Genomic DNA, 12,816 nt, shown 5'->3' on the forward strand with positions numbered 1-12,816 from the left:
CGCCGATGGCCGCTGTGGAGGCACCCGAGGACCGGATCTTCGCCGCCCTGGCCAGCCCGGTGCGCCGGGAAGTGCTGCGGCTGCTACGCGAGGAGGGGCCGCAGCCCGTCCAGCGGCTGGCCGGCCACTTCGACATGGCCCGCCCCAGCTTCTCCGAGCACCTGAAGGTGCTGCGGGAGGCCGGGCTGGTCAGCGAGCGGAAGGTAGGCCGGCAGCGGCTCTACCGGCTGGAGGCGGTTCCGCTGAACGAAGTGCAGGAGTGGCTCAGCCCGTTCGAGCGGTTCTGGCGCGAGAAGCTCACCGGACTGCGCGATCTGCTCGATTCCATGGATGAGGAGCGTCATGAGCGGTGACGATCTGACCGCGGTCCGCCTCGACCAGTTCTTGGCGCACCCGCCGGCCAAGGTGTGGCGGGCGCTGACCGAGCCGGAGCTGATCGCCCAGTGGCTGATGCCCGGCGACTTCCGGCTCAAGGTCGGCCACCGGTACACCATGCGGGCCGTTGCGATGCCCGCCACCGGCTTCTCGGGCATGGTCCAGGCCGAGGTACTGGCCTTCGAGACCGGGAAGATGCTCCGGATCGGATGGCGGGACGCCGATCCCGCGAGCGGGAGCGGCGCGGACTGGACGATCACCTGGACCCTGCGACCGGAAGGCACCGGCACCCGCCTGTTCCTGGTGCACGAGGGCTTCGACCCGGACAACCCGGCCCAGCAGCGGGCCCGCACGATCATGGGCGGCGGCTGGAGAACCGGCGTCATGCGCGCCCTGGAAGGCATCCTCGACCGCGTCTGACCCACCTCCCGCACCCCTGACTGGATATACGAAAGGCGTGGTCATCTCATGTAGGACATCCCAGAACGGTACGCCCGCCCGGCCGCCGCCCGCACGGCCGTCAGGCGGTCGCGAGGGTCCTCTCCCGCCGCACGGCCCGCTCGTAGCGTTCGACCAGCACGGCCGCGAGCTCGGGGGCGGCGCCGAGCACGTCGGCGACCGCCCAGGCGCCCGCGGCCAGGGTGTCACGGCGGATCCTGTCGGCGAAGTAGCCCGGGGCCAGCAGGTAGGGGGCCACCACCACCCGCGGGGCTCCGGCGTCGAGGAGCCGCCGGACCTCCTGCCCGGGGGTGGGCTCGGCGGCCGAGGCGTAGGCGGCGGTCACCGACCACCAGCCGCGCCGGCCGGCCCACTCTCCGGCCACCCCCGCGACCGTCGCGTTGGCCCGGCGGTCGCTGGAGCCCGCCGAGACCAGCACCACCGCGGTGCCGGGATCGCCGGGCTCCACCCCGGCCTCGGCCAGGCGCCGCTCCAGGGCGGCGGTCAGCAGGGGATGGGGGCCCAGGGTGGCGCCCCGGTGCACGCGCAGCAGCGGCCGGCGGGCCGTCACCTCGGCGAGCGCGCCGGGGATGTCCACGCGGCTGTGGTAGGCCTCGGTGAGCAGCAGCGGCAGGACCACCGCCTCGGCCGGCCCGGACAGCGCCCCGGCGAGCGTCGGGGGAGCGTGGTCGAGGTAGGCGGCGCGCACGGGGATCTCCGGGCGTGCCCGCCGTACCAGATCGAGGAGCTCCTCCACCGTCGCGGCGGCGCGCGGGTCACGGGACCCGTGCGCCACCGCGATCAGCGGGATGGCGGGCGTCGCGCCGGGGACGCGCCACGTCATAGATGCAGCCCGCATTCCGTCTTGGCCATCCCGGCCCAGCGGCCGCTGCGCGGGTCCTCTCCCGGGGAGACCTGACGGGTGCAGGGGGCACAGCCGATCGAGGGGTAGTCGTCGTAGTGCAGCGGGTTGACGAGCACGCCGTTGTCGGCCATGTAGTTGTCGACGTCGTCCTGCGTCCACCGGGCGATCGGGTTGATCTTGACCATCTGGCGCTTGGCGTCCCACTCCACGACCTTGACGCCGGCGCGGGTGACGGCCTCGTCGCGGCGGATGCCGGAGACCCAGGCGAGATACGGCTCCAGCGCCCGGTTGAGCGGCTCGACCTTGCGCAGGTAGCAGCAGAGGTCGGGATTGCGGCCGAACAGGCGCGGACCGAGGTCGCGCTCCTGCTCGACGACCGTCCGGGACGGCTGCACGTCGATCACGTTGACGTCGTAGACCTGCCGCACGGCGTCACGGGTGCCGATCGTCTCGGCGAAGTGGTAGCCGGTGTCGATGAACAGCACGTCCACCCCCGGCTTGACCCGGCTGACCAGGTCGATCAGCAGCGCGTCGCTCATCGAGGAGGTCAGGCAGAGCCGATCGCCGAAGGTGGCCGCGGCCCAGCGGATGATCTCCAGTGCGGAGGCGTCCTCCAGGAACCGCGCGGCCGACTCGACGATGTCCTGCAGGTCGAGCGCGCCGCGCTGCTGTCGTAGTCCGACTTCGATGTCCACCAGTGTCATGTCGCTCACCACTCCTCAATCGCCACGTGGGCCGCCCATGCCTCGCGGGCCGCCGCGCTCACCGGGCCGGGGCCGCCGGCGGTCATGACCGCACTCCGATGCCCAGGAACTTCAACTTGAAGGCGCGGACGCATGAGCGGCAGTACCAGCCGCCGTCGCCCTCATAGGGTTCGAGATCCTCTTCACCGCAGTAGGGGCAGTGGAAGGGGACCGCTCGCTCGCTCATCGGCCCGCCCTCCCCTCGCGGCCCGCCGGGCGGCTCACTTGAGGTCCGCCTCGTCGGCGCGCTGGACCCAGCCGGAGAAGGTCTCGCCGTCGTTCTTCTGCTTCTCGAAGTTCCTGACGACGCGCTCCACGTAGTCGGGAAGCTCCTCGGCGGTGGCCTTCAGGCCGCGGACCTTGCGGCCGAAGCCCGGGTTGACGCCGAGGGAGCCGCCCAGGTGGATCTGGAAGCCCTCGACCTGCTCGCCCTTGTCGTTGACGACGAGCTGGCCCTTGAGGCCGATGTCGGCCACCTGGATGCGCGCGCAGGAGTTCGGGCAGCCGTTGACGTTGATGGTCAGCGGCTCCCTGAAGTCGGGAAGGCGCTGCTCCAGCTCGTCGATCAGGTCGGAGGCGACGGCCTTGGTCTCGACGATCGCCAGCTTGCAGAACTCGATGCCGGTGCAGGCCATGGTCTGGCGGCGGAAGGTGGAGGGGTTGACCTGGAGGTCGTTGGCCTCCAGCTCGGCGACGAGGCTGTCGACCCGGTCGGGGGCGACGTCGAGGACGACCATCTTCTGCTCGACCGTGGTGTGCACCCGCCCGGAGCCGTGCCGCTCGGCGATGTCGGCGATCAGGTGCAGCTTGTCGCCGTCGAGGCGCCCGACCCTGGGCGCGAAGCCGACGTAGAAATTGCCGTCCTTCTGCGGGAAGACGCCCACGTGGTCACGGCGCCCGCCGCGCGGCTGCTCGGGCGCGGGGCCGTCGGGCAGCGCGTGGCCGAGGTACTCCGTCTCCAGGATCTCCCGGAACTTCTCGGTGCCCCAGTCGTTGACCAGGAACTTGATCCGGGCCCGGTGGCGCAGGCGGCGGTAGCCGTAGTCACGGAAGATGCCGATCACGCCGCCCCAGACCGAGGTGACCTGCTCCGGGGCGATGAAGACGCCCAGCCGCTTGGCCAGCATGGGGTTGGTCGACAGGCCGCCGCCCACCCACAGGTCGTAGCCCCTCTCGCCCCGCTCGTTGACGACGCCCACGAAGGCGATGTCGTTGATCTCGTGCACGGTGCAGTGCGCCGGGCAGCCGCTCACCGCGGTCTTGAACTTGCGGGGCAGGTTGGAGAAGGCCGGGTCGCCGATGTAGGTGTCGTAGATCTCGTCGATCTGCGCGGTGCCGTCGAGGACCTCGTTGTCGTCGATCCCGGCCAGCGGGCAGCCCAGGATGACGCGCGGGGTGTCGCCGCAGGCCTCGGTGGTGGACAGGCCCACCGCCTCCAGCCGCTTCCAGATGTCGGGGACGGCCTCGATCTCGATCCAGTGGAGCTGGATGTTCTGCCGGTCGGTGACGTCGGCGGTGCCCCGGCCGTAGAGGTTGGAGATGTCGGCGATGGCGCGGAGCTGTTCGAGGTTGAGCCGCCCGCCGTCGATCCGGACCCGGAGCATGAAGTAGCGGTCGTCGAGCTCCTCCGGCGCCAGGATCGCGGTCTTGCCGCCGTCGATCCCCGGCTTGCGCTGGGTGTAGAGCCCGTACCAGCGCATCCGGCCACGCAGGTCGGCCGGGTCGATGGAGTCGAAACCGTCCTTGGCGTAGACGTCGATGATCCGCTGACGGACGTTGAGCCCGTCGTCGTTCTTCTTGTTCTCCTCGTTCTTGTTCAGCGGTTCACGGTAACCGAGAGCCCACTGACCTTCGCCGCGCGGGCGCTTGTGGTGGCGGTTAGCCGGCTTGGCCGGGGTCGTCATGTGCGCGTCCTTTGGATCGATGGAGTGATTTCCGGACACGCACAGACGGCACCTCCCGCCTCATCGTCGAATGCGGGGGTCGCTTCACTCACAAGGAGGACGCCTGTCGCGCGCCCGAGCTGGGTGAAATCAGCGGAGGGCGACGGTCAACGGACGTCACAACAGATGGCACTGCGGACACGCAAGAGGTCGACGTGGCGTCGCACGACGAGCAATGGGTCCGCTGGCATGGCACCGACGATACCTTGGTCGTCCGAGATGTCCAATGTCGGGTCCACACTCTGGACTCTCTCCAGGCCCAACCTTGGTTGTGGGACTCACCCCTGGCGCGGCCAGTCCATCGGGGACTCCCCGGGCCGCTGGACGTCCTGGTGCTGACAGTCGCACCACGAGCCGCCCCGGCACTCCTCGTGACGACGGTCCTTGCACTGTTGGCAGATCACCCTTCCATTGTGGGGTGCCCCCCACCGGCTGCCGGACTGTCCCCTAGAACATCACTCGGTTACGCTTGCCTGGGCCGGAACGAGGAGGCGCGCCATGGGTCTGATGGACGAGTTGCTGGCCGATCTGCGCGCGGAGACCGCCGAGCTCGACGCGATGGTCCGCGGGCTCGACCCGGCGTCCTGGGAGCTGCCCACCCCCGCCGAGGGCTGGGCGGTGCGCGACCAGATCAGCCACCTGGCCTGGTTCGACGACGCCGCCACCGCCGCCGCGACCGACCCCGACGGCTTCCGCGCCGCGCTGCCGGCCTTCCTCGGCCGCGGGGAGTCGGCGGTGGACGAGCTCGCGGCCGCCTCGCGCGGCCTCACCCCCGGCCAGGTCCACGAGTGGTTCCGAGCCGCCAGGGCCCGCAGCCTGGACGCCTTCGCCCTGCTCGACGCCAGGGCCAGGCTGCCCTGGTACGGCCCCGACATGTCGGCCGCGTCCTTCGTCACCGCGCGGCTCATGGAGACCTGGGCCCACGGCCAGGACGTGGCGGACGCGCTCGGGGCCGTGCGCGTCCCGACAGCCCGGCTCAGGCACGTGGCGACACTCGGCGTCCGGGCCATGCCGTACGGCTTCGCGGTGCGCGGCCTGACCCCGCCCGCCGATCCGATCCGGGTGGAGCTGACGATGCCCGACGGCTCGCGGTGGACGGCGGGGCCGGCCGGCGCCGCCGACACCGTCAGGGGCACGGCGCTCGACTTCTGCCTCCTGGTGGTCCAGCGCCGCCACCTCGACGACACCTCCCTGGAACTGCGGGGCGAGGGCGCGCGGGCCTGGGCGCGGATCGCCCAGGCGTTCGCCGGGCTGCCGGGCAAGGGGCGGGCGCCGCTCGGATCGGGACGCTCTTCAGGGCACCCCTCAGGGCTCTCTCAGGGGCAGACCCGATAGAACCGGTCAGATCCGGCCTGACATGCTCAGATCATGCGGACTCTGTTGAATGTCATCTGGCTGGTGTTCGCGGGGATCTGGCTGGCCATCGGCTATGTCATCGCGGGCGTCGTCTGCTGCATCCTGATCGTCACGATCCCGTTCGGCATCGCGTCGTTCCGGATAGCCGCCTACGCGCTGTGGCCCTTCGGGCGGACCGTGGTCCGCGATCCCGAGGCCGGCTGCCTGTCCACCGTCGGGAACGTGATCTGGTGCGTCGTGGCCGGGATCTGGCTGGCCATCGGGCACCTGCTGACCTCGATCCCGCTGTTCCTGTCGATCATCGGCATCCCGCTGGGGATCGCGAACATCAAGCTGATCCCGGTGTCGCTGCTGCCGCTGGGCGCCCGGATCGTCGACGCCGACGACCCGCTGGCGTTTTATCGCAGGTAGCGGGGGTAGTGGACCCGAGATTCGATCGTTGCCGGACGAAGTCGTGATCAAGTACCACTAGGAAATACCGTTGTGTGCCATGACGTCCACTGATGCTCCGGCGCACCGGCCCGGGCCCGACAGGCGCTCACCACGCGGGCGCAGGGCCCGGCTGCGTGCCGGGCTCTCCTGGGTGCGCGGGACGGGCACCTGGGCACTGGGCTCCGCCACCGTGAACGCGGGCGTCACCTACCGGGTCACCGGCCTGGCCGGTGAGGCGGCGTTCTTCGCGCTGCTGTCGCTGCCGCCGTTCATGCTCGGCCTGATCGGCGTGCTCGGCCAGCTCACCCGGGTGTTCGGCCCGGAGACGCTGCAGAACGTCAGGGACTGGATCGACGCGCAGGCGCACCTGCTGTTCACCGACAACGCCGTGGACAGCGTCGTCACCCCGCTCGTCGAGGACGTGCTGAAACCCGAGAACCAGGTCTCGCTGATCTCGCTGGGCTTCCTGCTGGCGCTCTGGTCGGGCTCGCGGGCGCTGTTCGTCTACGTGGACCTGATCTCGGTCGCCTACGGGCTCGGCGAGGAACGCGGCATCATCCGCACCCGCCTGATGTCCTTCGGCTTCTACCTCGCGGGCCTGCTGGTCGGCCTGCTCGTCATGCCGGTGCTGGTCCTCGGCCCCGCCGCGCTGCGCGGCGCCCTGCCACCCGACTACGCCCCGCTGGTCGACATCCTCTACTGGCCGGTGGTCATCATCGGCTCGGTGTTCTTCCTCACCCTGCTGTACCACGTGAGCGTGCCGGTGCGCACGCGCTGGTGGCGCGAGCTGCCCGGGGCCGTGCTCGCGTTCATCATCTGGATCGCCTGCGCCGCGGTGCTGCGCGCGGTGCTCGCCGCCTGGTTCTCCCCCGTCTCCATCTACGGCTCGCTGGCCGCCCCGATCGCGGTGCTGCTGTGGCTCTACATCACCGCGCTGGCCGTGCTCATCGGAGCCACGCTCAACGCCGAGGTGGACCGGCTCTGGCCGGTGGACGGGGCGGGCCGCGCCGGCCGTGCCGGCTAGTCCGCTATCGTCTATGACGCGACTGGCGCAATGGGTGGGAGAGACCACCGGGGAGCGGAATGGCGAAGGCCGTGCGCCTGGGTCTTCGCACGACGTCAACGATGACAGAGGAGTGAAGGCGCCATGAGTTCTCTTTCCAGCGTCGATCCGCAGATCGCCGAGCTCATCAAGGCGGAGGAGCGGCGTCAGGCCGACACCGTCAAACTGATCGCCTCGGAGAACTACGTCTCCAGGGCCGTCCTCGAGGCCACCGGCACCGTCCTCACCAACAAGTATTCCGAGGGCTACCCCGGCAAGCGGTACTACGAGGGCCAGCAGGTCATCGACCAGGTCGAGACGCTCGCCGTGGAGCGTGCCAAGTCCCTGTTCGGCGTGAACCACGCCAACGTCCAGCCTTACTCCGGCTCGCCCGCCAACCTCGCCATCTACCTGGCCTTCCTGAAGCCGGGCGACACGGTGATGGGGATGGGCCTGCCGTTCGGCGGCCACCTCACCCACGGCTGGTCGGTCTCCGCCACCGGCAAGTGGTTCAACCCGGTCCGCTACGGCGTGCGCCAGGACACCGGCCGCGTCGACATGGACGAGGTCCGCGAGATCGCCCTCCGCGAGCGGCCCAAGCTGATCTTCTGCGGTGGCACCGCGATCCCGCGCACCATCGACTTCCCGGCCTTCGCCGAGATCGCCCGTGAGGTCGGCGCGGTGCTCGCCGCCGACATCGCGCACATCGCCGGCCTGGTGGCCGGTGGCGCCCACCCGTCGCCGGTCGGCCACGCGGACGTCATCTCCACCACCACCCACAAGACCCTGCGGGGTCCCCGCGGCGCGATGCTGATGGCCACCGCCGACGAGCACGCCACCGCGCTCAACAAGGCCGTCTTCCCCGGTCTGCAGGGCGGCCCGCACAACCACACCACCGCGGCCATCGCGGTGGCGCTGAAGGAAGCGGCGACCGACGACTTCAAGGACTACGCCCGGCAGGTCGTCCTGAACGCCCAGGCGCTGGCCGAGGAGCTCAAGGGGCGCGGCTTCGACCTGGTCTCCGGCGGGACCGACAACCACCTCATCCTGTTCGACCTGACCCCGAAGGGCATCGGCGGCAAGCCCGCCGCCCAGGCCCTGGACCGGGCAGGCCTGGAGACCAACTACAACACCGTGCCCTTCGACACGCGCAAGCCGTTCGACCCGTCGGGCATCCGCATCGGCACCGCCGGCGTGACCAGCCGGGGCATGGGCGTGACCGAGATGCGGCAGATCGGCGCCTGGATCGACCAGGTCGTCACCGCCCTGGCCAAGGGCGAGGACGAGGCCGAGCACGTCATCACCCGGGTCCACGGCGAGGTCACCGAGCTGACCTCGCACTTCCCGGCACCCGGCCTGTGAGCTGAGCCGTCAGGGCCCCGGGACCTCCGCGTCCCGGGGCCTTCCGCGTCCGCCGCGCCGTAGGGGCGGGGAGCGGGGAGCGGGGCCGCGCGGGCCGAGGCCCGGCGCGCGGGTATACGGATATATGGGTTGCGTGGGGACAGTGGCTCTGCGCTAATCTGCTACTGCAGACGCCATCCGGCATGACCGGTGGCCACGGATTCTGGAGGTGAGGACTATGCGGGTCGTTCTGTCGAGCCTGCCATCCATCAACCTCCGGGTGCCCGTCTAGCCCATTTCACGCAGGGGCGCCCGGCTTCCACAAAGGGTGTACCCACGTTGTCTTCGTCAGTGTCATCTGATTCTTCCGTTCTCTCCTCGCTCGGCTGGAACGACTCCCTCGCCGCCGAGCTCCCCGCCGGTCTCGTCCCCGCCCGGGTGGCCCGCGTCGACCGCGGCGCCGCCGAGGTGCTGACCACCGGCGGCCCCTCCCAGGCCCACTACAGCGCCCAGGTACGGCGGGCCGCCGCCGCCGACCCCGTCGCCCTGCCCTGCGTGGGGGACTGGGCCGCACTCCGGCGGTTGCCCGAGGGTCGCTTCGAGCTTGAGGCGGTGCTGCCCCGCCGTACCGCGTTCGTGCGCGGCGGCGTCGCCAGGGTCTCCCGGGGCGGTCTGTCCGGCGACTCCCAGGGGCAGGTGCTCGCGGCCAACGTCGACGTCGTCTTCGTCGCCGAACCCGCCCTGCACGCCACCGACACCGCCGACCTGGGCCGGATCGAGCGGCTGCTCGCCCTGGCCTGGGAGAGCGGCGGCCTGCCGGTGGTGCTCGTCACCAAGTCCGACCTCGTCGGGGAGGGGCTCGACTTCCTGATGCGGGAGGTCAGCGCGGCGGCGCCCGGGGTGGACGTGCATCCGGTCTGCTCGGTCACCGGCGAGGGGGTCGAGATCGTGCGCGGATACCTGGAGGGGACGCGCACCGCCGTGGTGCTCGGGGCTTCCGGCGCAGGCAAGTCCACGCTTGTCAACGCCCTCGCAGGGGGCGAGGTGATGGAGACCCAGCAGGTCAGGGCGGGTGATGGCCGGGGGCGCCACACCACCGTGCACCGCGAGCTCATCCCGCTCAAGGACGGCGGCCTCATCATCGACACGCCCGGCATCCGCCGTGTCGGCCTGTACGACATGGGCGAGGGCGTGGACATGGTCTTCTCCGACATCGAGGACCTCGCCGAGCGGTGCAGGTTCGCCGACTGCGGGCACGACAGCGAGCCCGGCTGCGCGGTGATCGCCGCCATCGAGGACGGCACGCTGCCCGAGCGGCGGCTGGAGAGCTGGAACAAGCTCCAGCGGGAGGCCGCCTGGATGGCGTCCAGGAGCGACGCCCGGCTCCGCAAGGAGTTGCAGAGCAAGTGGAAGGTCATCCACAAGGAGATGCGGAAGCCCGGCCGGAACCGCCCGTGACCTCCGGAGGTGTGAGCCCGGCCGGCCGGTAGGGAGGCGCGTCCGCTCCCGCCCCTTCCCGTCTTCCGGCGGGGAGGGGCGGGGGCGCGTCCGCCCGCCCGGCGACGGTTGTGTCGCCCGAGGTCCGACCACTCTTACCCAGAGTTGAGTTTCGACTACTGTGAGTAGGCAAACCTCTAGGTGTGATCGCAGGCCTGCGCGGATGCATGCCGTCCCGGCGCCGCCGGGCGGCTCCGTGGGTCGCGATCCTCGTCTGCCTCGGACTCTTCCTGGGGTGGCACGAGAGTGTCCCGGGGATACCCGGAGGCGTGGCCGCCGAGATCGTCGCCTCCGAGGTGCAGCCCGTCGACGAGGTGCCCTCCACGCCCGTCACCCGTCAGAGCCAGGGCAAGCGCGATCCCCGTACACAGGCCAGGGGGCCCGCGATGCCGGGCGCCTGGGGGGCGGTCCCGCCCGCGAACGGGCGGCCGGCCCGCAGGCCCGCCGCCGGGGGCTTCCCGGTCGCACCGCAGGCCGAGGCCGATCGGCTGATCCTGCTGAGCATCTCTCGCATATAGGTCCGGCGGCTCGCCGTCCGGACCAGCACAGCACGCCCCATGCGAGGAGATAGCTCATGCGAGAGATTCACACGGTCACCGAGGCCTGGGACTTCCAGTGCCTGCGCTGCCTGCACGTCTGGGAGGACGTCTACGAGGCCTGTCACGCCGACGACGGACGTCCGGTCGTGTGGCGCAGGCAGGGGATCGTCACCACCGCGCCCTGGGCCGACCAGACCTGCCCCGGCTGTTCCGCTCCCCAGGTCAAGCCGCTGCCCGCACGGGGCCGGCGCGACGTCCCGGGGGTCCCCCGCAGGGTTGACCCGTCTGCGGGCGGTCGATGATGGCTTACAGTTGGAGGGACGGTAAGCGGTCGTCCTGGTAGGCGGCTGCCGGTGTGGCTCGCCGGCGGTGACCTTCCTCACAGGGTGTCCCTCGGCGCATCGCCGTACGGAACACCCTGACCGTACACAACGACGTGTGATCTCGCAGGGGAATCAGCGAGATCACACGCGAGGGGAAAGCCGGGTGGAGGTACTGCTCAGGCGACGGCGCTGATGCCGGCGCTGGCGGCGCGGCGCATGCGACGGCGACGCTCGGAGGCGCGCTCGTCCTCGTTCAGACCGCCCCAGGTGCCGTACTTCTCCGGACGGGACAGTGCGTAGTCGAGGCATTCGGCGCGTACGGGGCACTGGGCGCAGATGGCCTTGGCCTTACGCTCGCGAATGTCACGCTCAGGCTGACGCTCGCCGTCGGGACCGAAGAAGAGCACGAGGTCCTCGCCCCGGCACGCGGCGTCATCCTGCCAGCCCCAGCTGGGCCGAGGCCGGGCGGTCTGCCGACGTACCTGAGACATGAGAAAACCACCTTTTAGTGAGGGTATTTCGGGTTAATGCCGCATTGGACGTTTACGACGTCCCTGTGTCCAACGCCTGGATTGGCCGTGATGTTCCCTCAGGTCAGGTGAGGGCGGACGTGGCGTACCGCACAGGCGTGAGCCTGTCCAGCGTGACCAGCCGATAGGTAGTGATCGTTTCGGCACAAGCCGTACCACATGGCGTTGTTAGCGTCATGGGTTCAACCACTACCCGAAAACGAGCGTCACTACCGCGCACGAACGCCTCGGTGGTGTCGCCGTCCGACCTGGAGGATTCCACGGCCACTCCGCCGACCGAGAGTTCGCCCGTGTGGGAGCGGACGAAATGCTCAGCGGCTTGCAATGGCTCAGGGATGCCTGCGCGTCCCCGGAAACGGTCGAGGATGACCTCGCCGGACCGGTACGCGTCGGCTGCCGCGATCGCAGCAGCCTGAGACATGCTGCCGTAGTAAAGCCCGTGTGGCAAGCACACGAGGTTGGCGGCGTATCGATCGCCGCCAACATGTGATGTTTCCCATACTCTGTCCGGCAAAACCTCTGCCAGGGTGCGAGCGAGGGGTAGTCCAATGCGGGCGCAGCACGCGTTGCGCTTGGCATGCGTGCAGACCAGAAAAACCGGCTCACTCACAAGTATGCAGGACTCCGGGACCACTCCGGCCACCAAAGCATCCATGTCAAGATCGTCTGGACCTGCGATGACGCTCTCCGCGAGCCATGGCTGGGCGGCCGTGGAGTCGGCGACCATGACGTGAATGCCGGTCCCGTAGGAGTTTCGCCGCCCCGGGCGGCGGATGAGCTGGGGGCGGATGCCGAGGTGCGTGGCCCGTTTGATAAGAGTGTGCACGTCCTCGGGAAGGCGGCAGTCCTCCAGGTGGGAGGCCCAGGGGCCGGAGTGCTCGATGAGCAGCCAGAACCGGGCGCCCACCGTCGCGCTGGCCAGAACCGGCAGGTCGCCCGTGTGGCATCCCCGAGGGTGCGTGCAGCCCCTGGTCGCCTCACCCGAAACGCTCCCCGTGGACACCGTGCGATCCCCCCATCTCTACTTAGGTAAGACTAACCTAATGCACCCGAGGTGTGGTGCAGGGGGCGTCGGAGGCGGGTGGTGCCGGTGAAGCCATATGGCCTCCGACGGGTCCGCGTCAATAGGCCGATGTCAACCGGTGTCAATGAGCTGTTGTCAATAGGCAGGCGAAAATAGGCGGACGAAAATAGGCGGCGGAGAAAGGCCGGCAGGGCCGAGCGGACGGCACGGCTGCCGCTGGTCGGAGCCGGTGCCGGTGCCGTCCAGGAGGCCGGGGCGGTCCCGGACCGGCTGCGGGCGCGGTACGGGAGCGAGGCGGGGGCCGTGCGGGCGCTGATGGCCGAGGATCCCGCGCTGGCCGAGCCGCTGCCGACCGGGGTCACCCGAGC

General features: G+C 70.3%; 16 protein-coding genes and 1 riboswitch. Of the genes, 9 read left to right on the forward strand and 7 right to left on the reverse strand.

Going from position 1 to position 12,816, the window contains the following annotated elements; translation table 11 throughout:
* The first annotated feature begins 5 nt into the window (after positions 1–5).
* Positions 6–353, forward strand: coding sequence for an ArsR/SmtB family transcription factor (locus tag CA984_RS23920; RefSeq protein WP_086575810.1), 348 nt, complete (start codon positions 6–8; stop codon positions 351–353).
* Positions 343–795, forward strand: a complete 453-nt coding sequence (locus tag CA984_RS23925) for an SRPBCC family protein (RefSeq protein ID WP_207621005.1) — start codon at positions 343–345, stop codon at positions 793–795. Before CA984_RS23920 ends, CA984_RS23925 begins: the two co-directional genes overlap by 11 nt.
* A gap of 100 nt (positions 796–895) precedes the next feature.
* On the opposite strand, the gene CA984_RS23930 is transcribed toward CA984_RS23925, so the two are convergent.
* From CA984_RS23930 to CA984_RS49335, 5 genes are all read right to left on the reverse strand, one after another.
* Positions 896–1,657: a sirohydrochlorin chelatase gene (locus CA984_RS23930; RefSeq protein ID WP_086575812.1), complete on the reverse strand. Its 762-nt coding sequence runs from the start codon at positions 1,655–1,657 to the stop codon at positions 896–898.
* Complete coding sequence (locus CA984_RS23935; RefSeq protein WP_086575822.1) at positions 1,654–2,382, reverse strand: phosphoadenylyl-sulfate reductase; 729 nt, start codon at positions 2,380–2,382, stop codon at positions 1,654–1,656. Before CA984_RS23935 ends, CA984_RS23930 begins: the two co-directional genes overlap by 4 nt.
* 82 nt (positions 2,383–2,464) lie before the next feature.
* Positions 2,465–2,608, reverse strand: coding sequence for a hypothetical protein (locus CA984_RS23940; protein ID WP_012893136.1), 144 nt, complete (start codon positions 2,606–2,608; stop codon positions 2,465–2,467).
* Positions 2,609–2,642: 34 nt separating this feature from the next.
* Positions 2,643–4,325, reverse strand: a complete 1,683-nt coding sequence (locus tag CA984_RS23945; protein WP_086575813.1) for a nitrite/sulfite reductase — start codon at positions 4,323–4,325, stop codon at positions 2,643–2,645.
* 146 nt (positions 4,326–4,471) lie between these two features.
* Positions 4,472–4,555, reverse strand: a complete 84-nt coding sequence (locus tag CA984_RS49335; RefSeq protein WP_350917820.1) for a putative leader peptide — start codon at positions 4,553–4,555, stop codon at positions 4,472–4,474.
* A gap of 307 nt (positions 4,556–4,862) precedes the next feature.
* Here CA984_RS49335 and CA984_RS23950 point away from each other — a divergent pair, with 307 nt between their 5' ends.
* The 7 genes from CA984_RS23950 (at position 4,863) to CA984_RS23980 (ending at position 10,873) form a co-directional block, all read left to right on the forward strand.
* The gene (locus tag CA984_RS23950; RefSeq protein ID WP_086575814.1) at positions 4,863–5,699 is read left to right on the forward strand and encodes a TIGR03084 family metal-binding protein; all 837 of its coding nucleotides are present in this window, start codon (positions 4,863–4,865) and stop codon (positions 5,697–5,699) included.
* A gap of 33 nt (positions 5,700–5,732) precedes the next feature.
* On the forward strand, positions 5,733–6,131 hold the full coding sequence (locus CA984_RS23955) for a YccF domain-containing protein (RefSeq protein ID WP_086575815.1): 399 nt from the start codon (positions 5,733–5,735) through the stop codon (positions 6,129–6,131).
* Positions 6,132–6,210: 79 nt separating this feature from the next.
* Positions 6,211–7,176 (forward strand): YihY/virulence factor BrkB family protein, encoded by a 966-nt coding sequence (locus CA984_RS23960; protein ID WP_242676133.1) that lies wholly within the window; start codon positions 6,211–6,213, stop codon positions 7,174–7,176.
* 8 nt (positions 7,177–7,184) lie between these two features.
* A riboswitch (ZMP/ZTP riboswitch) is annotated at positions 7,185–7,266 on the forward strand.
* 33 nt (positions 7,267–7,299) lie between these two features.
* Positions 7,300–8,556 (forward strand): serine hydroxymethyltransferase, encoded by a 1,257-nt coding sequence (gene glyA / locus CA984_RS23965; protein WP_086575817.1) that lies wholly within the window; start codon positions 7,300–7,302, stop codon positions 8,554–8,556.
* Positions 8,557–8,886: 330 nt separating this feature from the next.
* Positions 8,887–9,993 carry a ribosome small subunit-dependent GTPase A gene (gene rsgA, locus CA984_RS23970; RefSeq protein WP_242676134.1) on the forward strand — a complete coding sequence of 369 codons (1,107 nt, stop codon included), beginning with the start codon at positions 8,887–8,889 and terminating at the stop codon, positions 9,991–9,993.
* 182 nt (positions 9,994–10,175) lie between these two features.
* Positions 10,176–10,550, forward strand: coding sequence for a hypothetical protein (locus CA984_RS23975; RefSeq protein WP_086575819.1), 375 nt, complete (start codon positions 10,176–10,178; stop codon positions 10,548–10,550).
* 56 nt (positions 10,551–10,606) lie between these two features.
* Positions 10,607–10,873: a hypothetical protein gene (locus CA984_RS23980; RefSeq protein ID WP_086575820.1), complete on the forward strand. Its 267-nt coding sequence runs from the start codon at positions 10,607–10,609 to the stop codon at positions 10,871–10,873.
* Between the two features lie 197 nt (positions 10,874–11,070).
* On the opposite strand, the gene CA984_RS23985 is transcribed toward CA984_RS23980, so the two are convergent.
* Together CA984_RS23985 and CA984_RS23990 are read right to left on the reverse strand one after the other, a co-directional pair.
* On the reverse strand, positions 11,071–11,385 hold the full coding sequence (locus CA984_RS23985) for a WhiB family transcriptional regulator (RefSeq protein ID WP_012893126.1): 315 nt from the start codon (positions 11,383–11,385) through the stop codon (positions 11,071–11,073).
* Positions 11,386–11,488: 103 nt separating this feature from the next.
* The gene (locus tag CA984_RS23990) at positions 11,489–12,427 is read right to left on the reverse strand and encodes a sucrase ferredoxin (protein ID WP_086575821.1); all 939 of its coding nucleotides are present in this window, start codon (positions 12,425–12,427) and stop codon (positions 11,489–11,491) included.
* Positions 12,428–12,816 lie beyond the last annotated feature (389 nt).

It is taken from the genome of Streptosporangium minutum (genome assembly GCF_002149035.1).
Lineage (GTDB): Bacteria > Actinomycetota > Actinomycetes > Streptosporangiales > Streptosporangiaceae > Streptosporangium > Streptosporangium minutum.